Source organism: Enterobacter oligotrophicus, from assembly GCF_009176645.1.
GTDB classification, from domain to species: Bacteria; Pseudomonadota; Gammaproteobacteria; order Enterobacterales; family Enterobacteriaceae; genus Enterobacter; species Enterobacter oligotrophicus.
The window spans coordinates 4,414,879-4,437,803 of the sequence record NZ_AP019007.1 but is presented as its reverse complement, the minus strand read 5'-3'; the positions used below and the strand labels follow the sequence as shown (position 1 = coordinate 4,437,803).

Annotated in this window: 22 protein-coding genes; 6 read left to right on the top strand and 16 right to left on the bottom strand. The window is 51.7% G+C overall.

What is annotated here, in order from left to right; all coding sequences use genetic code 11:
* Window positions 1-5 precede the first annotated feature (5 nt).
* From sufS to EoCCA6_RS21260, 7 genes are all read right to left on the bottom strand, one after another.
* Window positions 6-1,226: a cysteine desulfurase SufS gene (gene sufS / locus EoCCA6_RS21295; protein ID WP_152084351.1), complete on the bottom strand. Its 1,221-nt coding sequence runs from the start codon at window positions 1,224-1,226 to the stop codon at window positions 6-8.
* Window positions 1,223-2,491, bottom strand: coding sequence for a Fe-S cluster assembly protein SufD (gene sufD / locus EoCCA6_RS21290; protein WP_152084350.1), 1,269 nt, complete (start codon window positions 2,489-2,491; stop codon window positions 1,223-1,225). The genes sufS and sufD overlap by 4 nt, the downstream gene beginning before the upstream one ends.
* Window positions 2,466-3,212 carry a Fe-S cluster assembly ATPase SufC gene (sufC, locus tag EoCCA6_RS21285; protein WP_152084349.1) on the bottom strand — a complete coding sequence of 249 codons (747 nt, stop codon included), beginning with the start codon at window positions 3,210-3,212 and terminating at the stop codon, window positions 2,466-2,468. Before sufC ends, sufD begins: the two co-directional genes overlap by 26 nt.
* 9 nt (window positions 3,213-3,221) lie before the next feature.
* The gene (gene sufB / locus EoCCA6_RS21280) at window positions 3,222-4,712 is read right to left on the bottom strand and encodes a Fe-S cluster assembly protein SufB (RefSeq protein ID WP_152084348.1); all 1,491 of its coding nucleotides are present in this window, start codon (window positions 4,710-4,712) and stop codon (window positions 3,222-3,224) included.
* A gap of 8 nt (window positions 4,713-4,720) precedes the next feature.
* On the bottom strand, window positions 4,721-5,089 hold the full coding sequence (gene sufA / locus EoCCA6_RS21275; RefSeq protein ID WP_152084347.1) for a Fe-S cluster assembly scaffold SufA: 369 nt from the start codon (window positions 5,087-5,089) through the stop codon (window positions 4,721-4,723).
* A gap of 313 nt (window positions 5,090-5,402) precedes the next feature.
* Window positions 5,403-6,137, bottom strand: coding sequence for a MerR family transcriptional regulator (locus tag EoCCA6_RS21265; RefSeq protein WP_152084346.1), 735 nt, complete (start codon window positions 6,135-6,137; stop codon window positions 5,403-5,405).
* A gap of 189 nt (window positions 6,138-6,326) precedes the next feature.
* Complete coding sequence (locus EoCCA6_RS21260) at window positions 6,327-7,547, bottom strand: diguanylate phosphodiesterase (RefSeq protein WP_152084345.1); 1,221 nt, start codon at window positions 7,545-7,547, stop codon at window positions 6,327-6,329.
* 340 nt (window positions 7,548-7,887) lie between these two features.
* On the opposite strand from EoCCA6_RS21260, the gene ycgZ reads away from it, so the two are divergent.
* From ycgZ to fdhF, 4 genes are all read left to right on the top strand, one after another.
* Window positions 7,888-8,127 carry a regulatory protein YcgZ gene (gene ycgZ / locus EoCCA6_RS21255; RefSeq protein WP_152084344.1) on the top strand — a complete coding sequence of 80 codons (240 nt, stop codon included), beginning with the start codon at window positions 7,888-7,890 and terminating at the stop codon, window positions 8,125-8,127.
* A gap of 4 nt (window positions 8,128-8,131) precedes the next feature.
* Window positions 8,132-8,452: a hypothetical protein gene (locus tag EoCCA6_RS21250; RefSeq protein ID WP_152084343.1), complete on the top strand. Its 321-nt coding sequence runs from the start codon at window positions 8,132-8,134 to the stop codon at window positions 8,450-8,452.
* Window positions 8,453-8,481: 29 nt separating this feature from the next.
* Complete coding sequence (locus EoCCA6_RS21245) at window positions 8,482-8,760, top strand: biofilm/acid-resistance regulator YmgB/AriR (RefSeq protein WP_152084342.1); 279 nt, start codon at window positions 8,482-8,484, stop codon at window positions 8,758-8,760.
* 193 nt (window positions 8,761-8,953) lie between these two features.
* Window positions 8,954-11,104 carry a formate dehydrogenase subunit alpha gene (gene fdhF, locus EoCCA6_RS21240; protein ID WP_152084341.1) on the top strand — a complete coding sequence of 717 codons (2,151 nt, stop codon included), beginning with the start codon at window positions 8,954-8,956 and terminating at the stop codon, window positions 11,102-11,104.
* Window positions 11,105-11,150: 46 nt separating this feature from the next.
* On the opposite strand, the gene EoCCA6_RS21235 is transcribed toward fdhF, so the two are convergent.
* Genes EoCCA6_RS21235 through EoCCA6_RS21210 form a run of 6 tightly spaced genes read right to left on the bottom strand, consistent with a single transcriptional unit; the run spans window position 11,151 to window position 17,245 of the window.
* Window positions 11,151-11,873, bottom strand: coding sequence for a LuxR C-terminal-related transcriptional regulator (locus EoCCA6_RS21235; protein WP_152084340.1), 723 nt, complete (start codon window positions 11,871-11,873; stop codon window positions 11,151-11,153).
* Between the two features lie 49 nt (window positions 11,874-11,922).
* On the bottom strand, window positions 11,923-12,435 hold the full coding sequence (locus EoCCA6_RS21230; protein WP_152084339.1) for a fimbrial protein: 513 nt from the start codon (window positions 12,433-12,435) through the stop codon (window positions 11,923-11,925).
* An 11-nt stretch (window positions 12,436-12,446) separates the two neighbouring features.
* A complete protein-coding gene (locus EoCCA6_RS21225) occupies window positions 12,447-13,394 on the bottom strand; it encodes a fimbrial protein (protein WP_152084338.1) in 948 nt (315 codons plus the stop codon).
* A 1-nt stretch (window position 13,395) separates the two neighbouring features.
* Window positions 13,396-15,936, bottom strand: coding sequence for a fimbria/pilus outer membrane usher protein (locus EoCCA6_RS21220; RefSeq protein WP_152084337.1), 2,541 nt, complete (start codon window positions 15,934-15,936; stop codon window positions 13,396-13,398).
* 41 nt (window positions 15,937-15,977) lie between these two features.
* The gene (locus tag EoCCA6_RS21215) at window positions 15,978-16,655 is read right to left on the bottom strand and encodes a fimbrial biogenesis chaperone (RefSeq protein ID WP_152084336.1); all 678 of its coding nucleotides are present in this window, start codon (window positions 16,653-16,655) and stop codon (window positions 15,978-15,980) included.
* Between the two features lie 59 nt (window positions 16,656-16,714).
* Window positions 16,715-17,245 (bottom strand): fimbrial protein, encoded by a 531-nt coding sequence (locus EoCCA6_RS21210; protein ID WP_152084335.1) that lies wholly within the window; start codon window positions 17,243-17,245, stop codon window positions 16,715-16,717.
* 446 nt (window positions 17,246-17,691) lie between these two features.
* On the opposite strand from EoCCA6_RS21210, the gene EoCCA6_RS21205 reads away from it, so the two are divergent.
* Together EoCCA6_RS21205 and EoCCA6_RS21200 are read left to right on the top strand one after the other, a co-directional pair.
* Window positions 17,692-18,351, top strand: coding sequence for a winged helix-turn-helix transcriptional regulator (locus tag EoCCA6_RS21205; protein ID WP_152084334.1), 660 nt, complete (start codon window positions 17,692-17,694; stop codon window positions 18,349-18,351).
* Window positions 18,352-18,428: 77 nt separating this feature from the next.
* Window positions 18,429-19,058, top strand: a complete 630-nt coding sequence (locus tag EoCCA6_RS21200; protein WP_152084333.1) for a winged helix-turn-helix transcriptional regulator — start codon at window positions 18,429-18,431, stop codon at window positions 19,056-19,058.
* Between the two features lie 46 nt (window positions 19,059-19,104).
* Here the strand turns inward: EoCCA6_RS21200 and EoCCA6_RS21195 are convergent, their stop codons facing one another.
* The 3 genes from EoCCA6_RS21195 to ydiJ form a co-directional block, all read right to left on the bottom strand.
* Window positions 19,105-19,299, bottom strand: a complete 195-nt coding sequence (locus EoCCA6_RS21195; RefSeq protein WP_010430192.1) for a YdiH family protein — start codon at window positions 19,297-19,299, stop codon at window positions 19,105-19,107.
* Between the two features lie 85 nt (window positions 19,300-19,384).
* Entirely contained in the window at window positions 19,385-19,795 is a 411-nt protein-coding gene (gene menI / locus EoCCA6_RS21190; protein ID WP_152084332.1) for a 1,4-dihydroxy-2-naphthoyl-CoA hydrolase, read from the bottom strand.
* On the bottom strand, window positions 19,792-22,848 hold the full coding sequence (gene ydiJ, locus EoCCA6_RS21185; protein WP_152084331.1) for a D-2-hydroxyglutarate dehydrogenase YdiJ: 3,057 nt from the start codon (window positions 22,846-22,848) through the stop codon (window positions 19,792-19,794). The genes menI and ydiJ overlap by 4 nt, the downstream gene beginning before the upstream one ends.
* Between the last annotated feature and the right edge of the window lie 77 nt (window positions 22,849-22,925).

Here is a 22,925-nt window from a genome sequence, read left to right as displayed (position 1 = left end):
TCTCGTTAGCCCAGCAGCTGGTGAATGCGTTTTAGTCCCGCCACCAGTCTGTCGACCTCTTCCGTTGTGTTGTACATCACCAGCGATGCGCGGCACATCGCCGGAACCTGGTAAAACGCCATCAGCGGCATAGCGCAGTGGTGTCCGGTACGCACGGCCACGCCGTAGTTATCAAGGAAACTGCCCACATCATAAGCATGGTGTTTACCCAGATTAAATGCTATTACACCCTGTCGCTCTGCAGGACCGTATAACGTAAGATCCGGCACGCCGGCCAGCTCCTGCAATGCGTAATGCATCAGCTGCTGTTCGTATTCCTGAATGGCGTCCAGACCCATCGCGGAGACGTAAGAGACCGCCGCGCCAAGCCCAATAATACCGCCCGTGTTTGGTGTGCCCGCCTCAAAACGCCACGGCGCACGCGCGTAGGTGGTGCCTTCGGTCAGGCTGACGGTGGCAATCATCGAACCGCCCCCTTCCCACGGCGGCATAGCCTGCAGAATATCTTCTTTGACGTACAACACGCCAATACCGGTAGGCCCGTAGAGCTTATGGCCGGAGAAAACATAGAAATCACAGTCCAGCGCCTGCACGTCGACCGCGTGGTGCATCACCGCCTGCGCACCATCAATCAGCACCTTCGCGCCCGCCTGATGAGCCTTCTCAATAATCTCTGCCACCGGGTTTTCAGTGCCCAGCACGTTAGAGACCTGGGTCACCGCCACCAGCCGCGTGTGTTCATCCAGCAACGCGTCGAGTTGATCAAGCTGCAGCGTCCCGTCGACGTTAAGCGGGATCACCCTCAGTTCGGCACCCACACGCTCACAGAGCATCTGCCAGGGCACGATATTGGCATGGTGTTCCATCCGGGTGATGATGATGTTATCGCCCGCGTGTACCTGCGCGTTGCCCCAGCTGTTAGCGACCAGGTTGATCCCCTCCGTGGTCCCGCGCACAAACACCAGCTCTTCCGGCGAGCGCGCATTGAGGAAAGCGGCAAGCTGGGTGCGCACGTTTTCCATACGCTGAGTCGCCTCGGCGCTCAGCGTATGAATACCGCGATGCACCGCCGCATAGCCGTGGCGGTAAAACTCCGCTTCGGCGTCCACCACCTGGTTTGGTTTCTGCGCGCTGGCAGCACTGTCGAGATAGGCCAGCGGCAGACCGTTCACTTCTCGGGTCAGAACCGGAAAATCTGCCCGGACTTTCTCTACGGGAAAACTCATGCTTCGCCTCCAAGACGCCGGCCTATGCGGGCCAGCACCTGCTGTTTTAACGCCTCATCGCTCAGCGCTTCCGTCAGCTCTGCCGCAAAGGCATAGATGATCATCTTCTGCGCGGCCTGCCTGTCGATACCGCGCGAGCGCAGATAGAACATCTGTTCGTCATCAATGCGCCCGACCGTCGCGCCGTGGCTGCATTTCACGTCGTCGGCGTAGATCTCCAGCTGCGGTTTGGTGTCCACTTCCGCCAGACGCCCCAACAGCAGGTTGTTGTTGGTCATCTGCCCGTCGGTTTTGATGGCGTGCTGCGCCACGTTAATCAGGCCGTTAAACACCGCGCGGCCTTTGTCACTGACAATGGTTTTATGCAGCTGGCGGCTGTTGCAATACCCTTTGTTGTGCTCAAGCCAGGTGCGCGTATCACACACTTCCGAGTTGACCGGCATCGCCAGGCTGTTGATGCGCAGCGTAGTATTTTCACCGTTCAGCTGCGTACTGGTGTTGTGTCGCAGCACGGCATCACCCAGCAGGAAGCTGTGGCTGTACGCCGCAGCGTCCTGCCCCAGCACAATGTCATTATGGGCGAAGTGGTGGCTCAGCGGGTTTTCAAATGCCAGCTTGATATGGTGAAGCTGGGCATTGGCGGCCACATTCATCGTCAGACGTGCGCCCGTGAAATGGCGGGTATCATTGAGGCTGACATAATGCTCCATCACCGTCGCCTCCGCCCCTTCGGCCAGCTCAAGGTGATGGCGATAGTGCGCCGTATTGATCTCGCCACCGTCCAGCCCCTGAGTGATGTGCATTAACAGCAGCGGTTTCGCCGGACGCTGGTTACGCTTCACATGGATATGCGTCACGCTCTGCGCCAGGCTTTCTGTGAGATGCAGGAACACCTCAGGCTGAACGGCAGCAGTCAGCCGCTGGCGGTCGTCGTTAATGGTAATCTCAAACCCACTCTCCCGCGTGTTGTCGCTCAGCTCCGCCCGGAACTGTCCGTCGACAAACACCAGGCGCACGGCATCCACGTTAAGCGCCAGCGCATCACGCTGGGCCGGGCTGATATCCGCCAGCCGCGTCACAAACTCGCCGTTCAGCAGGCCATCAAGCGGCGTGTATTTCCAGTTCTCATGCTTACGCGTCGGCAGGCCGAGGCGCAACAGTTGCTGAAGGTGCTGCTGAGCCTGCTCAGAGCGTGTTTCACCCTGCGCTTCAAACAGGCGGTGCCATTGCTGGAGTGCATTACTGCTGTTCGGTAAGCCAGCCATAACCCTGCTCCTCCAGTTGTTTGACCAGCGTAAAATCGCCGGACTTCACAATACGCCCCTGATAGAGCACGTGGACATGATCCGGTTTGATATAGTCCAGGATACGCTGGTAGTGGGTGACGATGATAAACGAGCGTTTGCCGTCGCGCAGGGAGTTGACGCCATCGGCGACAATCTTCAGCGCATCAATATCCAGACCAGAATCGGTCTCATCGAGAATGCAAAGCTCAGGTTCGAGTACTGCCATCTGCAGGATGTCGTTACGCTTTTTCTCACCACCGGAGAAACCAACGTTGACCGAGCGGGTCAGCAGGTCTTCCGGCATTTTCAGCAGCTTGATCTTCTCTTCCATTAAATCCTGAAAATCAAAACGATCCAGCGCCTCCAGGCCACGATACTTACGCACCGCATTCAGGGCGGTTTGCAGGAAGAACTGGTTGCTGACGCCGGGAATTTCCACCGGATACTGGAAGGCCATAAAGATGCCCTCGCCCGCACGATCTTCAGGAGACATCTCCAGCAGATCTTTGCCGTTAAACTCCACCGTTCCACTGGTGACTTCGTAATCCTCGCGCCCTGCCAGCGTCGCTGAAAGCGTACTTTTCCCTGAGCCATTCGGCCCCATAATGGCGTGAACTTCACCTGGTTTGACGTCAAAATTGAGGCCGCGCAGGATCGCTTTGTCTTCCACGCTTACCTGTAAATCTTTAATGCTTAACATGTGCTTTCCTTAACCGACGCTGTGTTCAAGACTAATGGCGAGGAGTTTTTGTGCTTCAACGGCGAATTCCAGCGGCAGTTCAGAGAACACATCCTTACAGAAGCCGTTCACAATCATCGAAATGGCATCTTCTTCGCTGATGCCGCGCTGCAGGCAGTAGAAGAGCTGATCTTCACCGATACGCGACGTGGTCGCCTCGTGTTCTAGCTGGGCGCTATTATTGCGGCACTCCACATACGGGAAGGTATGTGCACCGCAGTCCGCGCCAATCAGCATGGAGTCACACTGGGTAAAGTTACGCGCATTGGTGGCCGTTGGCATGATCTTAACCAGCCCACGATAGCTGTTCTGGCTGTGCCCGGCGGAGATCCCTTTTGAGATGATGGTCGATTTGGTGTTTTTACCAATGTGGATCATCTTAGTACCGGTATCGGCCTGCTGACGGCCGCTGGTCAGCGCCACTGAGTAAAACTCACCGATGGAGTTATCACCACGCAGAATGCAGCTCGGGTATTTCCAGGTGATGGCGGAGCCGGTTTCTGACTGAGTCCAGGACATCTTGCTGTTTTCACCTTCGCACAGCGCACGTTTGGTCACGAAGTTCAGAATACCGCCGGTGTTACCATCGCCAGGGAACCAGTTCTGCACCGTGGAGTATTTCACCTCGGCGTCTTTGTGAATGATGACTTCAACCACCGCCGCGTGGAGCTGGTAGCTGTCACGAACCGGCGCAGAGCAGCCTTCGATGTAGCTGACGTAGCTGCCTTCATCGGCCACCAGAATGGTACGTTCGAACTGGCCAGTTTTCTCGGCGTTAATGCGGAAATAGGTGGACAGCTCCATCGGGCAACGCACGCCTTTCGGCACGTAGATAAAGGTGCCGTCAGATGCCACTGCGGCGTTAAGCGCCGCAAAGAAGTTGTCATTACTCGGCACCACCGTACCAATATACTTTTTCACCAGTTCCGGGTGATCGTGGATCGCTTCGCCAAAGGAACAGAAAATGATCCCCTGCTCTGCCAGCTTTTCACGATAGGTTGTCGCGACCGATACGGAGTCAAAAATGGCGTCCACCGCCACCTCTTTCCCTTCTCGCACCGGCACACCGAGCTGGTTAAACGCTTCTTCAACCTCTTTGCTCAGGAAGCTGTTCTCAGCGCCGGTCTGCTGAACCGCTCCCGGCTGCGAGGCGCAGGTATCGTCACAGCTCCCGCAGGAGGGCGCGGAGTAGTAACTGTAATCCTGGTAATTCAGTTTGTCGTAGTGTGCTTTCAGCCAGTGCGGCTCCTCCATTTCCAGCCACGCGCGGAAAGCGCTGAGGCGGAATTCAAGCATCCACTCCGGCTCATTACGTTTAGCCGAGATCGCACGAACGACATCTTCGTTAATGCCTTTCGCCAGTTCATCGGTCTGCAGCTGCGTGAAGAACCCTTCTTTATAGTTAAGGTGTCCGCCGCTCCAGGTGTTCACATCACTCGTTGCTTCAGTATTACGAGACATAGTACCGCCTATACCCCAAAACTTTCGCCGCAGCCGCATTCGTTCTGGGCTTTCGGGTTATGGAATTTGAATAACTGGTTTAAACCTTCACGAACATAGTCGACTTCCGTTCCGTCGATAAACGGCATCGCCTGCAGCGCAACATAGAGTTTCGCGCCATCGGTCTCGAACACCAGATCATCCTTTTCAGGCTCAGTCACGGTATCAAGAACGTAGCCGAAACCCGCGCAGCCTGTCTGCTTCACGCCCAAACGCACGCCGAGGATGTCGGGCTTTTTTGCCACCAGTTCGTGGATATGCGCCGCAGCCGCAGGCGTGAGGGTTAAACCACGCCAGGCAAAATCGGCCGGATTAAAGGTTTCTGATTGCAGTTCCATAGGTCCACCTCATCTGTTAAGCCACCAGGGCATAACACCATGTTAGTGATAACGATTATCACTTCAACCCCCAGACAGCAGGGGCTTTCGGCTAATTCGCCCTTTTTGGCTACTTTTATTAAGCATAGACCCTGTCACGCGATGCTGACGGGAAGGATGTAATTGTTCAATGCATTGATTAATAATGCATTTGACTGCAGGAGTGGCATGAATCTGGTGAAAAATAAAATATGCATCGGAAATGCCTATTTTTGAGATAGATTTTGTACTTCCAATGCGGGCAGAAGAAATTAAAAAGGCCCTTCCGGGCCCTTTATGTTCTTGCGTGGAAGGAGACTGAAAAACCCTGTTCCCGCCAGTAATCCAGCAACTCCTGCTGACGAGGCGTAGGGGATTTTCCCGTCCAGACAAAGATTTTTTGCCCTGGAAAGAGTTCAGGGCGCGGAGAATCAATGGGCTCTGCCAGCACATCAATATGCCAGCCCTTATGCGCCAGACGAGCGGCCTCAAGCCACAGGTGCGTGCGATCGTCACACTCCCAACCGATCAGCAGGGCATCTTTCCCGGCTTTTTTTCGCGACTCTGCCAGGCTTGTGACGGCGAATTCAATCAGCACACCATCGAGCAGGCTCGCCATATGACGCACCGTGTTCTGATCCTGGCTTATTCGCTGACGAACGGGGATGATAATGTTATCGATAAGCGCATCCGTCGCATGATCGCGGCGGAATTCACCGATTTTGGCACGCAGTTTTGCCGGGCTGGCGTAACGCACAACGGACAGCATCTCTTCCTGAAATGACACCCAGTTTCCCTGCGTGATGACGTCTTTGTTTTCCAGCAAGGCTTTCACCTTGCCAACCGAGACGCCACTTTTCATGAGGCGCTTGATCTCTTCAATGCGCAGGATATCTTCATCGTCGAATTGACGATGTCCCCCTTCGCTGCGCTGTGGCTTCAACAATCCATAACGGCGCTGCCAGGCACGCAGCGTAACGGGGTTGATACCGCATCGTTCGGCCACTTCGCCGATACTGTAATAGGCCATTAACTCCCTCACGCTCAGAACTTCCATACCTAACTAAGCCAACCTTATCAGATTGTACAAACCATTTGTATAACTAAGACCTCATTTTGAAACAAGTGAATGGCGTACAAACCATTCACTCTGTTTATGTATTGTTGTATAAATTCAGCCGTAGGTACAGCTACCTCTGAAGAGTTATGTACAAGTTTCTCAGGAATCGAATTTTTTCTCTGGCCAGGCAATGGCAGGAACGGCCCCTTGTCGCGGGCTGGCAAACAGGTGCCCCTGGAACTGGGAAATCCCTGCAGATTCCAGCCACATCCACTCTTCTGCCAGCTCTACGCCGACAGCACAAACCTGAATTTCCAGGGAAATACAGCACTGAATTATCGCCTGAATTATCGCCTGTCGCGGGCCGCTCTTATGCACATTGGCGATCAAATCACGATTAATTTTGATTCTGTCCGGCTGAAATTGCGCCAGTAGTTGCAGCCCGGCAAACCCGGCACCAAAGTGATCGATCGCCACGCTGATGCCAGCGCTTTTCAGCTGCCTGACTGCGCTGGTAAAGTCATCGAAGCGAGAGATCGCCTCACTCTCCGTAAACTCCACAACAATCTGTTCTGGTACAAAGCCATTTGCTTCAATGGCATTGAGCAGAAAATCTACGGCATTGGGAACATTGACCAGCGTCATAGGCAGCAGATTGATAGACAACGTCTGCCCCTGCAAACCCAGCGCACTGGCCATCGACAACGCCACTTGCTTGCTCTTCAGATCCGACTCATAGACAACATCACGAGGCAGGTTTTCAAAATAGATCTCTGGCGATTCACCGGACGGAGTGCGAACCAGCGCCTCCCAGGAGACAACCTGCTGCATAAACGGGTCCACTATCGGTTGAAATGCAAAGCTGCAGTTCGCCCCTTTTGCCACGACTTCAGGCTGCGCGGATAACGGCGTCTCTTCAGAGATAAAGTCCCAAGAGTCCGCAGGCGGCAGCTCAAAATAGTTGGCTTTTTCTGTGGCCTCTACAAAAGTGCGGAAAAACTGCAGAGGGCGATCGTTATATGCCATCTGATATTTCGTTGTACTTCTGTCGAGCACCTGCTGCAAAACTTCATTTCTGTCGAACTGACGTAAATCAAAAAGCTCCATTCCCACGTTGCCAAAACGTCGGGTGGGGCCGTGATCGCTCAGCAGTTCCACGACATTGTGATGTCTCGGATCGTGGCAAATCTGCTGGTAGATAGCCGTGACGTTTTCAACAGGCCCTTCAAGCAACTGAAAAAAATGTGTGCCGTTGAACAGCAAGATCCCCGTGACATCGGCTTGCCGGTTTTTACTGTTTGCAGCAGCTACCATTTCTTCCAGCGCTTTCACCGGAACGTCCTCGCAGATGTGACTGCGGTAAATGATGGTTGTTAGCATGCTATTCCTGGGGGTTATGGGGTCAGCCACGACATTTACGTGGGTAAAGCTATTTTATAGCACATTACCTGGCTAACAAATAATTTACATCTCAAGGCCTTACGCCCTACCCGGTGCTTCTCCTTCCGCTTGTACAATTCTGCATCAATGGAACAGGCTGTACAATATATCCTGCGACATACGCAACAAACAATCTCAATATAACCAATTGAAATATAAATATTTTATAAAATATATTATAGAAAAAGTGAAAAATTGTACATTTTAAATGTACAGATTTGAAAATTGTGTATACCTTAAATGTAACGTTACTGATTACGGATATTTACAGGAGCGAAACATGCAACAGAACGGTTACGCCGCAGATTCAGCAACAGCGATTGCGCAATATTTTGAGAAAACTGCGCTGCCAACTCAGCAGGAGACACTGGGTCAGGTGGTTGTTGAAATCCTGAGCGATGGTCGACATCTCAACCGCAAATCGCTCTGTACCAAATTATTAAGCCGCCTCGAAAATGCCAATGGCCCGGACGAGGAACAGCATTATCACATGCTGCTTGGTCTGCTCTTCGAACGCTAACGTTATGAACAGCAGTGACGCAGAGCGACTGATTGACCAGCTTATAGGAGACGCTGTTCTTTCACTTCTGAAAGAGTGGGAACCGCTGACCATTGATCGCTTAGTTCAGCGCCTGCGGGATATGAAAGCACATGAACATAATCCCCAGCGGCGGGAGACTCTCGCGAAGGCGATCGCCGAAATCGGTGAGAACATTATCGCCTTCAGACGCGGCAGAACCGCACAGGGAAGAACCATCAGAGAGGGACCTCTCAGAGATAACAAAGACAATGTAGTGCCGTTATTAGGTAATGGAAAACCATCCGATCCAAAGAAAATACATTGACTACCACTTTACAGCTACGGTGAAAAGAAATGAGACAACACATTCAGCTTCAACCCAAATACCATTCCGCCTTTTTAGATAGCGCGTTATCGGAGTATTTCCGTCACGCCGGCGATCGTTTTGCTGAAGAGTCCGCCATTTTTGCTACTGCAGTACGTTGTGTTCTTGCTTCCGAAGGCCACCTTACCAATAAAGCGATCATTCTTTGGCTGATCCAGACGCTGGAAACAACCGACGACGTTGTGAAGGCGGATGTTATTCGTAAAACGCTGGAAATTGTCGTGGGTTATACCATGGATGATCTGTAACCTCCCCTTCGCCAACCCTTGCTAACGTGTCATCGTCAGTTTTGACGAAGCGCCTGACGATGACACGCTCCCCCTCTTCATAACTCCCTGTAAAACAACAAAAGACAATGTGGCATGGTTCCTGCTAGTTCTCCCCTACGGGACTGGGCTATCCAGTTAAACATCGCTTCATTTCTTAACAGGTCTGTTATTGATGAAAAAAATCGCTAGCGTCTGCCCTTACTGTGGTGCGGGCTGTAAATTAACTCTCGTTGTAGAAAATAACCGCATTATCCGTGCCGAAGCCGCGGATGGTGTAACCAATCAGGGCACCCTGTGTCTGAAAGGGTATTACGGTTGGGACTTCCTGAACGATACGCGTCTGCTGACTCCCCGCTTAACGCAACCCATGATCCGCTATCATAAAGGCGCTGCTTTTACGCCTGTTACATGGGAAGAAGCTATCCGCTATACCGCGCAAAAACTCAATAATATCAAAGCCCAGTTTGGCCCCCGCGCAATCATGACGACCGGTTCATCAAGGGGGACCGGGAATGAAACTAACTATGTCATGCAAAAATTTGCCCGCGCGGTGCTTCACACCAATAACGTCGACTGCTGCGCGCGCGTCTGCCATGGCCCCTCTGTTGCCGGTTTACAGGAAACGCTCGGCAACGGGGCGATGAGTAATTCCATAAATGATATTGAACACTCAAAGTGCCTGCTGGTGTTTGGCTACAACTGTGCGGATTCCCATCCGATCGTCGCCAGACGAGTGCTTAAAGCGCGCGAGAACGGCGCGAAAATCATCGTCTGCGATCCGCGTCGCATTGAAACGGCACGCATTGCCGATCAGCATCTGCAACTGAAAAACGGCAGTAATATGGCCCTGGTCAACGCGTTTGGCTATGTGCTGCTGGAGGAGGAGCTGTACGACAAGAATTACGTTGCGCGCTTCACGGAAGGTCTGGATATGTATCGCCAGATGGTCAGCGCTTACGCGCCGGAGAAAGTGGAACACCTTACAGGCATTCCTGCGCAGGAGGTTCGTCAGGCGATGCGTACCTTTGCCGCAGCGCCTTCTGCAACGGTGATGTGGGGAATGGGCGTAACGCAGTTTGGTCAGGCAGTGGACGTCGTGAAAGGTCTTTCCAGCCTGGCGCTATTGACCGGCAACCTGGGTCGCCCTGCCGTGGGTGTCGGCCCGGTTCGCGGGCAGAATAACGTTCAGGGTGCCTGTGACATGGGCGTTCTGCCCAATATGTTCCCCGGCTATCAGGACGTTACTGACCCGGCAGTCAGGCAAAAGTTTGCCGATGCGTGGGGGATCGACGTCAATAACATGGACGATCGTGTCGGAGCGCGCATCACCGAAGTACCGCACCTTGCGCTGGAGGGGAAGGTCAAAGCCTACTACATCATGGGGGAAGATCCGCTTCAGACCGAGGCCGATCTCGGCCTGGTCCGCCGCGGTTTCGAGGCTCTCGATTTTGTCGTCGTGCAGGACATTTTCATGACCAAAACGGCAGAAGTGGCGGATGTGCTGCTGCCTGCAACCTCCTGGGGTGAACACGGCGGCGTCTTTACCTGCGCTGACCGGGGCTTTCAGCGTTTCGGCAAAGCCATTGACGCCAGCGGTAACGTGAAGCGGGACTGGGAAATCATTAGTTTGCTTGCCACTGAGATGGGCTACCCGATGCAGTACAGCTCTAACCAGCAGATCTGGGATGAGATGCGCGAGCTGTGCCCGCTGTTCTATGGCGTTACGTATGAGAAAATGGGCGAGATGGGCCATGTGCAGTGGCCGTGTCCGACGCTCGATCATCCGGGGACGCCGTACCTGTATAAAAATAATCAGTTCGATACGCCGACTGGCAAAGGACAGCTTTTCGCCGCCGCCTGGCGCGCACCGGCTGAAACTCCGGATATGGATTATCCGTTAGTGCTATGTACCGTGCGCGAGGTCGGTCATTACTCCTGTCGTTCAATGACCGGTAACTGCGCCGCGCTGCAAAGCCTCGCCGATGAACCCGGTCAGGTGCAGATCAACCCTGCCGATGCGGATAAACGGGGCATTGCCGATGGTCAACTGGTATGGGTACGTTCACGCCGGGGTAAAGTCATCACGCGCGCCAGCATCAGCGAACGCATTAATACCGGTGCGGTGTATATGACCTATCAATGGTGGATTGGCGCATGCAACGAACTGACGCAGGATAACCTCGACCCGGTCTCCAGAACGCCGGAAACGAAGTATTGTGCAGTACAACTGGAGGCGATTGAGGACCAGCGCCGGGCGGAAGATTTTGCGGCTTCGGCGTACCAAACCATGAAATCACGGCTGATCAGCGCCGTGAACGTTTAAGGATATTGCCGGGTGAGGCGTAGCCGCCACCCGGCAATACCGTAAGTCACCTCACGCTCTGTGATTCTTCGCCTGCCGCAGTCTCCCCACCGCAGGCCTGACGTACAGACGTTTCTGCATCGCTTTCTTCACTGAAATCTTTTTCCAGATAGTCACGGAAAACGTTAGGGTGACTGTTTTTTGCAACCAGCCTGTTGAGCAAAGCGATCAGTTCATAATCGCTTCGCAGGTCAAATTTCTGCATCAAAATATATTTATGGGTAAATACCGTTTTATCGCTTATCCGCAACGCGTCAGCTATTTGCATAACTGATAAACCCCGGTAAAAACTCACCATAATTCTGACTTGCTGTGGTGATAAGACTCTATGTTGACAATTCAGACAGGTATTTTTATTCCAGCTATATCCGGGTAATTGCATTTTAAGCCATGCAATAAAGAGCGTCTCGCTCACCTGGTCAAGAGAAGCGTTACGGGAAATAAATATAATATCCTGAAAACAGGATGACATCGCCTGGAAGCGAAACGCATCGTCAACCAACCCTATCACAATGCCTTTTTTCCGGTTTTTAAACTCAGGGAAGCAGGTCAGCATTTCACCATTACATAAAGAAAGAACGACAATATCGGCCATACTGACGCTGTCAGCCGTAAATACATAGTTAAAGTGGAGATGATGTTTAAAATTACGGGAAAAGAAATCCACAAGAAAATATTGTAATCCGGCTCTAAAAAACAGATCCGTTTCTTTAATCAAAATATTCAACATAGATCGTACCGATGTATCGTAATAAAAAAGACGAACAGTTCTCTTCCACTTAATTGTATTGCAGCGTAACCATCACAACTGCACTTATGCTTCCTGGCGCTACCCCACCCGATACAGATTTAACCAACGCCTGCATTGGCATAGTTGCGGTTCTGTCTGCCGCGATGTTTTGTGAGATGCTGGAACCCGTCCCCTTGAGTATGCCAGACGCCCGCTCTCTCATTGCCACCGCAACATTGGTGGCCGAACCGCTGTTCATATAATAGTCCGCGCCAGCAACAGGATCGGGCGTTCCGGTAAAGCTGGCGGTGACGGTACGCGTACCCACCGGACAATGGGTAAACACGAAATTAAATGTGACCGGATCGGACGTTGACCCTGGCGTCGCCATATTTATCGCCTGAATATTCCCAAGGTTAACATCAAGATTTGAATTCCCGCCGTTAAATACACAGGGCGAGGCCACAATATTTCCCGTGACGCTGACATTCACCCCGTCTGCGGCATAGACGTTCCAGCACAATAAAGCGAGAAAAAGGAATTTCTTATATTGCATTTGCATTATCTCACCTGTTACTGGTAGGTCAACGTCAGCGTTGCTGAGGCATTTGCTGAGCCCGGTTCAATGGTCGTTAACGTTTGATAATAGCGAGCCGTTAATGGTAACGTCTCTTGCCCACCCGCAGATTGTTTTAACAGAATCCGGCTATTCATGACCAACGGTGAACCGTTATATAAAAGCTGCACACCAACGCCTTTTGCCGTACCTGCATTCCCTTGTCCTGTTAACGCCATTACGCTTGTATCAGCCACATCCGGGTTTTGTATACCACTCAGTGAAACGTTGATATTGGTTCCGGCGGAACAACTTAGTCCCAGATTTTGCGTATTCTGCGCCCCTGCCGGCGTTGTTCCCACAACAGAACCGAACATTGAAACAGGAATATCACCCATCGGAAACGTTAACTGAGACGAACTGATACTGCATGCCAGCGCGTTGATAGTCCCATCGTTAAGCTGCGTGGTGAGACCTTCACGGTAAACTCCATCAGCCCCCTGCAGCATAACTACGCCAATAACACCAGGCATTAATACGCCTGACGACACCGGGCCGGTTACAATCAATTCAATCTTTCCGCCAAACCATTCGACATAGGATGTCTGGGCGTTATACGTAAATGTATTATTCGGACTTTCAAAGTAATTCCCGGAGGAAAACCGTATTCCAATGCCACTGATATTAGTGGCATATACGTGGTTGCCAAAACCACTCGGTATTGCACTATTATACCGCATACTGAATCCCAACATTAACGGATTGGTACACCCCGTTAAATACGAAGTTGTCCTTGTCGCTGCACGGGAAAATATCACTGTACCGACAGGTGTATCGCGCTGAACGTTAATCGTACCGACAGACAGCGTAGAAAGTTGCGGCGTAATCGTTGTACAGGTTCCGGCATAGGCAATATTCCAGCCAGTAAACGAACACAGCAAAAATATAAAGGTTGCAATTTTCATTTTAACGGTCCTGAAGGCACTGTGCGTTTACTTCTGTTATGCCCCCATAAGATGATTGTTTTGGCAAGCTGAACTCAGCCCGACACCGTTGACCAGGTTGATTTCCCCATGTTGCTAATATTGCTCCCTGCTCGCGCATACCCGTTAAGTACACCTGTCCGCGATCGCCCACGATAAAACTGCTCTGGCTATCACCTGAGAGCGTGACCACCGCGCCAAATGGAACAAAATGGTTATTATCCGATAAGGTCATCAGAACCCGGCGACCCACTTTAGATATGTATTCGGCTTTAACCAGCGCTCCCCGCGTCGGTATTACCGTTCGGGTATTGATGTCCAGCTCAACATCGTCAGGCATATTTTCCGGATCGAGAATAACGTCATTTTTCCGGTAAACTGAAAGATTGCTCACCACCGTATAGCCTTTGTAATCCGTGCGGACACCCGGCTGATTTCGAATATCCACGCCATGAGCGCCAGGTGCTTTTACCAGTACATTTGTTTCCCCCAGCGGCTGAGAGAGTGTCACACCGTCACCATGAAGGATGATCCCACCCTGCAAACCATAATTCAGACGTGTACTGTTTTTATCGTAGCTATACCCCGCCGAGGCTTCGCCGTATGTTCCTTTATAGTCACCGTTTACATTACCTGTATAACCCACGCCATCCGTACCGTAACCCTGTTGCATGTTCCAGCTCAGAGCCCGGTTCTCCAGCGCCACGCCGTTCATACCAATATTGTGCGTCGTGCCGCGATCCTTGCTCGCGTTCACGCCATAGTTAGCCCAGGTTTGCGGCAGGAATTTCTCCAACGGCACGCTGACATTAAAAGCCAGAAGCTGATCGTGATCATAGGTTTTAGCGCTCCCGTTATTTGAGGCAGAGTGGCTGTTTTTACTGTATGTCCATGTCACGCCATAGCTGATGTTGTGCCAGTAATTGTTGTATCCGACGCTCCAGGAGACCATCGATTGAGGGGAATTCCAGTAATCTTCACGCGCAGCGCTAAGCGTCAGAGCGCCGAGGCGTCCCCCCAGCGTCTGGCTCATTGTCAGCTCCGCACGGTTACGTCTTCTGTCCTGCAGTGCAGTGCTGTCCCCGTATGAATCCAGCACGTCCTGCATCCCGTAATAGCCACTGGTCGAATAGCGGTATCCCGCAATGGAAAAATTCGTCCCGCTATTCACAAAGTTCTTGCTGTAACGCGCTCGCCAGGACTGGCCGCGCGTTTTTGCTGTTTTATTCGGTGTGGACCATGCCTGGATCACGTCTGCGGACAGTGCGCCAAAATCGCCCATGTTTTTACCTGTACCGAAAGCAAGCGACTGATATTTGCTTGATTCCTGCAGCCCCCCGTAGAGGGTAATGCCATGCTTCAGGCCATATATTCCGGTGATTTGTTCAAACGGGGTCTTATCCACACTGCTGTTATATGAGCGATATTGTCCTCCGGTGAGGGCATATTTCAGCCGACCCTCACGCTGCAATACGGGCAGCGAGGCATAAGGCAGAGTGAAATGTTGCTCGCTTCCATCGGCTTCTTTAATCGTCACCTCAAGATCCCCTGCGCCTCCGGTGGGATACATGTCCACAATTTCAAACGCGCCAGGCGAGACATAGCTTTGATAAATCTGATACCCGTTCTGGCGCACCACAACCTGAGCATTGGTACGCGCGATACCGCGTACCACCGGCGCATAGCCTTTCAGTGAGTCTGGCAGCATGTCGTCGTCCGATGCCAGTTGTCCACCACGAAAAGGCATGCTGTCAAACACATCGGCAGGCGCAGTGCTGTCCCCTACCGTTAGCTGCGCTTTCAGGGGAATAATGGCACGCTGAACGTAGGTATAGACGGTGTCCCATTGATCCTGGCCGGATGCATCACGCGACCACGTGGAGTAATTTCGTAAACGCCACGGGCCAATATTTATCCCCGGACGCAGGTTTGCGTACTGGCTATCGCTGTTAGTGCCATTGCGCGTTTTCGCCCAATTGTTCGCGCCACTCAGACTGTAATTGAGCATTGCAGCCTGTATACCCTCATCCCACATCTCCGGCGGTACAGAGCCTCTTGCAGGCAGGCTAATTGCAGCCTGGGGGATACTGATGACCAGCCGCTGAGTGCCAAACTGAAAATCTGTGCTGGCTTGTGGAATTGCCTGAAGATTAGCGCAAACACTGTTATCGGCTGCAATATCAGGAAAAAGATCGGTTTTCACTCCCCAGCGTTTGAGCTGTTCCACACTCAGGCAAGGCTGCAATTTTTCATTGTCATCAACGCCTTTAAGGGTATTAAAGGGGATATCAACGGTCTCGATTAACTGGTCGTCAAGAATGACGTCAACATGGTACGTTCCAGGCATCTGCGATCCTGATTCAAAGGCAGATAAATCTGCCCTGCCCATACCAGGATTATCCAGTTCAACCAGTTCGGAATTAAACGTCTCGCTGGCATACAGAGGCTGTGCAGAACCTGTAAGCGCGATGGCGATATACGTCGCCAGGCGAGCAGGCCGCATCTTATTATTTTTTATTGTCATTGTTATAAGCCTAATCAGTACAGAAGCGCCGCTTTTAAAACTCACAAGCTGGCTTGATGTGGTTTTCCGGGGCTGCCATAGTCGTTGATAATTTTAAATATGAGCGAGTTGCCACGAGCCCCTGCGGGTAATGGGAAGCGGGCTGACTCTCCTGGCAAAACATATGTCACATCGTCAATGTTTTGGCCGCCAACACTCACTTCATTAAAATTGATCACATAGCGTGTTGGGTTAGTGACCTGAAGTTCATTTCCTGTTCTTTGCCAGGTTAATTTCGTCGCTTGCTCTTCCGGTGTTGACGCGCGAAGATCCTCAGGCCGATAAATGAGCTTAATTCGTGTTTTAACGGCGATTTGCAGAGAATTAGCCTGGCTGGATGCAGCCGGAATGGCTTTAATATTTAGCCAGAACAACGTTTCTTTATCCTGCGGCAAGGTTCCTGTCATCACGATACGTTCCACGTTTTGTTGCCCGCCATCCAGACGGTATAAAGGTGGTGTGATAATAAAAGGCGTTTTACCAGAATGACCGTCTTTTAAATCAATCCAGGACTGAATTAAATACGGAGTGCTGTCAGGGTTAGTGACACCTATTGACGCTTCCTTTTTCGCACCATCAAAAATGATACGCGTGCCGCCAATAATCACTCCGGCATTGGCCCCTGAAAATATTAGCGGTAACGATACCGCGGCCAACCCGATTGTTCTGATAAAACGCATGTGATTCCTCATAAAACAAAGGGGCCGGGAAGGCCCCCCTTTTAATTGCTGCAAATGGCTTAGTTGTAAACAACAGAGAAATTAGCGACTGCGTTAGCCGGACCCGCCGTCACCGCTGACGCTGTTGAAATATACTGGGCATAAAAATCAAGGACATTTTCCGTCGCGCTGTTGAGCACGTAGGAGAACCCGTTGTTATCATGAAGAGGTAGATCGGCTTTATCTGCGGTCATCAGGTTAATCGCCACACCCGTTGCCGCACCAGTAATGGAGGAATCAATAGCAAGCAAACTGCTATTGGTTACATCAGGCGTACCGTCAAAGCGCACCTTTGCAGTAGTTACTGATACCGGACAGTTTTTCAGAATAATATTGAATTTTTTCGCGGCCGTTCTGGCACCTGTCGATGAAAATTCCGTTTTATTATAATCCCCCAACACCACTACCTGGTTCTGGGATGCCACATCAACATCACAGGCAGAATCCAGAATATTTCCATTAAAATTCACGGTGCCCGCTGCTGCGAAAGCGTGAGTCATTGTCAATGCAGAACTTGCTGCGAGCATAGCAATGATAATTTTCTTTTTCATGATGCCATATCCTGTATTACTTTATTTATTACTGATATTCAGGCAAAAAACATTTAATGGTTCATTCACCACTTGCGTTTTGTCCATTGTTATTTATATGCAGACAGAAACAGAACAAAATGAGTATTGCTAATACAATAAATTTCTGGCGCTCCTGTCGGCCTGATAAAACTTATCCTACTCCCTACCTGCAGACAATGTGTTTTGAGGTCTAGCTGTAGACTCGAATTTAACAAAAATAAAACATTATTATTTAGGATAATCTCAAGCCCGCCAAAAACGGTCCACTTTTAGACTGACGTAACAAAACCTATTATTTCAAACGGTTAAGACCCTCTTTTCTGTAGGTCTATTATTAGACTCGCGCCTGATATTCCATGAGTTGCTGGTTTTTAAGATAATTCTTGGGTCGATTAGAAAGATAGTCTCTGCTGGCGAGGTAACCAATGAACACGCGAATCGCACCTGTACTCGGCGATGAACAATCTACTGTACTTGGATTAAAGCCCTATAATCACATTGAAAAAATAATTGATAACGTACTTCCATTTACTGAACGGCTCATTCTTGCAAAAGGTGAAATTATCCATTATTTCAACAATGAAATTCGTCAATGTTTTTTGCTGATACATGGCAGCGTGGCTTTACATCGTCGCGGTGACGGGATTGTTTTGAATTCAGAGTCCTCACCGTTTATTCTTGGCGTAAGCAGTCAATTATCTTCAGAGCACCTTTATGTCAGGGCGGTTGAAACCTCGGAGGTAGCGAGCGTACCTCTGGAATGCTTTAATCGTGTGATTGCAGAGCATAATCTCTGGGAACATTTCTCAAATCTGCTTATCTATACTGCATCCCGTGTTTATGAACATTGCGCTCAAATTTCCCAGATGTCTGCTTATGACATCATTCGCTTTCAGCTTGTGGAATTGATGCAAGAGCCTGACGCAATAAGACAAAATATCACCGCGGCTGCTTATATTAAAAGCCGAACCTATCTCTCTCGTAGCGGTATTATGAGGATACTGGCGGAGCTGCGCACGGGAAAATACATCACAATGGAACGCGGCGTATTGCTTGATATCCACCACCTGCCGCGGAAGTACTGACCGTCAATTTATATCTGGAGATAGCTGAAGATAAGAGCGAAACTATAACGTATACGTTCTTCTCAAAGGTTATAGCCATGTCCGCTTCAGACCAGCCATTTCGCGGTTCTCCTTATGCACAGGAACTTATTTCTCATTTCTGGCCATACTGCACTCCCCGCAGAACAGGCCGCGGTGAGCAACTTGACCTTCAGGTAAACGGCCAGGCAATGTGTTATTTAATTACGGAAGGCACGATTGCAGTATACCGAAGAAGCGACAACATGATGCTTTCAACGGCGCGCAGTCCCGCGCTTTTTGGCCTGGCTAACCTTACCGGCACCTACTTCAATGACTATCTTAAAACCGTCAGCCCTTGTCTGATCGGCGTGCTCACTACCGAACGGGCAAATGAAATCATCAAAGAAAAAGGGTTATGGGGGCTTATCTCTAAGCAACTGATGTTTGTCTATGGCCGCCTTTATAACAACGTAATGCCTCAGGGTGCGCCGACCGCGTATGAGATGATTCGCCAACAGTTAATCAAGCTAATGGATGAAGATGAGAGCTACCGTTGCAGCGTAACGGCGGAAAGGTATATCAGAGAGAAAACGCAACTTTCCCGTAGCGGTGTAATGCGAATTCTGGCGGATTTAAAAACCGGCGGGTTTATCGAAATGGATGAAGGCAGGCTTATTAAAATCAACAAACTTCCTGCTAAATATTGAATTTCAGAGACAAAAAAGGCCGCAACCGCGGCCTTTTCTTTAGCGCTTAATGGACGTGAACGCCCAACCGCCAGGCAAAGTAGATCTCTTCTTTCAGTTCATTTGAAGAGAGCGCCAGCAAATCAGCAAACTCCAGCTCAAGCTGTTTCAGTTTTTTCAGGTACTGCGCCGGAGACAGGTTGCTCTTATCGCGACGTAAATATTCGATTGCCAGTTGGGTTGGGGTTATTTCAGTATCCATGATGTCCTCGCTTATGTTCAAAACCTGACCAGTATACCACAATGCGCTGGTTAGTTTTTGACCAAAGGCAAGGCATCCGGAAACTTTACACAACCGCCGTCGTCAGACGGGACGAACAACACAGGCGTTCCTGTTCATCCAGAATATCAATCTGCCACACCTGATGACGGCTCCCGGCATGAAGCGCGCGACAAATACCGCGCACGCGGCCACTGCGCACCGAGCGAATGTGGTTGGCGTTAACCTCCAGCCCGACGACTTTCTGCTCCCCTTCCGTACACAGATAACCCGCCACCGAGCCCAGCGTTTCAGCCAGCACAACGGACGCACCGCCGTGCAACAAGCCAAACGGCTGGTGAGTACGGTTATCGACCGGCATCGTCGCCTCCAGTTCGTTCTCACCAATACGGGTAAACTGAATATCCAGCAAACCCACCATATTCCCCTCGCCCATGGCATTCAGCGCCTGTAGCGTCACTGCACGTTTCCAGATCATCCTATAATCTCCAGTAAAGCCTGTAATGGATGGCGGACACCGTTACCCTCAACGCGTTTCACCTGGCTGCGGCAGGAGTAGCCCGTCGCCAGACAGCGGTTTCTCGGTAAGCGCTGCATCGCCTGGTGCCACGACAACTCGTAGATACCCAATGAATTAGCATGATTTTTAACTTCATGCCCGTATGTCCCCGCCATCCCGCAGCAGCCGACGCTGACGCTTTCCAGTTTCGCGCCAAAACGGGCAAAAATAGAGGCCCACTGTGCCGGTGCGCCTGGCAGCGCGGTGACTTCAGTGCAGTGGCCAAACAGATACCACGGTTCGCCGCTGACCTCTCTGTTGTCCGTCTGCTCCAGGGCGGCAGGCAGCCACTCATGCACCAGCATAACGTGGAAATCGCCGCGTTTGTCACCGAGTGTCTGCTTGTACTCATCGCGATAGCAAAGCACCAGTGCCGGATCAACACCGACCATCGGCATCCCGAGCTGCGCCACGCGGTTCAGGAAGTCCGACGTTTTCTGCGCGGTTTTCGCAAAGCGGCTCAGGAAACCTTTAATGTGCTGCGCCTTGCCGTTCGGTGAGAAGGGCAATACCACCGGCTGCCAGCCAATTTTCTCCGCCAGTCGCACAAAATCCGCCACCACCTGCGCGTCGTAGTAGCTGGTGAACGGGTCCTGAACCACCAGCACCACATTCGCTTTTTGCTCAGGGCTTAGCGCCTCAAGCTGCTCCAGCGTCATGTTCGCAGAGCGGTGCCCCACCAGTTGTCGCTGCAGCGATGGCGCAGACAGCAACGGCAAATCCACCATCCCGATATGTTTTTCGGAAAGTTTGCGCACCAGCGGTTGATTGATAAAGAAGTTAAAGGTCTTTGGCGCGCGCGCCATGAGTGGCGCATAGCTTTCCACCGTCGCCACCAGGTGGTCGCGCATCGGGCGCAGATAGCGCGTGTGGTAGAGCTGCAGGAAGCGCGAACGGAACTCCGGCACGTCTATCTTAATCGGGCACTGGGTTGAACAGGCCTTGCAGGCCAGACAGCCGGACATTGCCTCTTTTACTTCATGCGAGAAATCGTATTCGCCCTTATTCGCATGCCAGCTGTTCCGGGTACGTTCGATAAGCGAGCGCAAACTGGCCCGTTTTTCCGGCAGTTCCTGCTCAAGTTTCAGTGGATCGACGCCACGGTCGGCCAGCAGACGCAGCCATTCGCGCACCAGCGTTGCACGTCCTTTGGGGGAGTGAATGCGATTGCTGGTGATCTTCATCGACGGACACATCGGGCTTTTCACATCGAAGTTAAAGCACAACCCGTTGCCGTTACATTCCATCGCGCCGCGCCAGGATGTACGGACCGCAATCGGGATCTGACGATCGTAAGTACCACGTTTGGTGGCATCGACGCGCAGCATTGGCGCATCAACCCCTTCAGGCGGGCAAATTTTACCAGGGTTAAGACGGTTATCCGGATCGAATGCCGCTTTGACTTTGCGCAGCTCACCAAACAGTAGCTCACCGAAGAATGCCGGGCTGTATTCGGCGCGGAACCCTTTGCCGTGCTCGCCCCACAGCAGACCACCATATTTTGCGGTTAAGGCCACTACGTCATCCGAGATCGCCTTCATCAGGATCTCCTGCTGCGGATCGCACATATCCAGCGCCGGGCGCACGTGCAGCACACCCGCATCAACGTGCCCGAACATACCGTAGCTCAGGCCGTGGCTGTCCAGCAGCGCGCGGAACTCCACAATGTAATCCGCCAGATGTTCAGGCGGCACGCAGGTATCTTCAGCAAACGGGATCGGCTTGGCGGCACCTTTGGCGTTGCCGAGCAGCCCCACCGCCTTTTTGCGCATCGCGTAGATACGCTCAATACCGGAAAGATCGTTGCACAGCTGCCAGCCAATGACGCCACCTTCCCCCGCAGCAATAAGGTCGTCCAGACGCTGGCAGAGCGTACTCACCTGGCTTTCAATCAGTTCGGCGTCATCACCCGCAAATTCCACAATGTTCAGACCGAGCATCTCTTTATCTGGCACATCGGTAATCAGCTCGCTGACGGAATGCCAGACGATATCTTCGCGGGCCAGGTTAAGCACTTTCGAATCGACGGTTTCCACCGACAGCGCCCGTGCCTCCACCATAAACGGCGCATTGCGCAGTGCAGAATCGAAGGAGTTATATTTAACGTTCACCAGGCGGCGCACCTTCGGCAGCCGGGTGATATCCAGACGCGCTTCGGTGATAAACGCCAGCGTGCCTTCCGAGCCGGTCAGCACGCGGGTTAAATCGAACTGGCTCAGATCATCATTAAAGACGTGGCGCAGATCATAGCCCGTCAGGAAACGGTTCAGTTTCGGGAATTTATCGAGGATAAGCTGGCGGTTGTCGCGACAGCGTTCCAGCACGGTGCGATAAATTCGCCCGATTGTGGTGTTCTCTTTACCGAGCGTTTCGGCCAGTTCGACCGGCATCGGCTGGGTATCAAGGATATCGCCCCCCAGCAGGACCGCACGAACCCCCATCACGTGATCGGAGGTTTTCCCATAGACCAGGGAACCTTGTCCGGACGCATCGGTATTAATCATCCCGCCAATCGTGGCGCGGTTGCTGGTGGAAAGTTCCGGTGCAAAGAAGTAGCCGTAGGGTTTCAAAAATTGATTGAGCTGATCTTTGATTACGCCCGCTTCCACGCGTACCCACCCCTCTTCAGGGTTGATCTCTATGATGCGGTTCATATAGCGCGACATATCAATAATAATGCCCTGGTTCAGCGCCTGTCCGTTGGTGCCCGTACCGCCACCGCGTGGGGTAAATACCAGAGAGGTGAACCGCTCCTGCGACGCCAGACGGGCAATCAGCGCCACATCTGCGGTTGAGCGTGGAAAAACGACTGCATCGGGAAGAAGCTGGTAAATACTGTTATCGGTCGCCATCGTCAGCCTGTCGGCGTAATCCGTGGCGGTATCACCTGTAAAACCCTGTTGCTCCAGTGACTGCAAAAAATTAAGCACCAGCTGAACGACGCCAGGTGCCTGAGAAATCTGTGGGATCATTACGGTCGACCCTAATTAGAGGTGTGAAATCGTTTGCGTTGTGTCTGGAAAGTTTTATCACATTTTTTTCTTATACG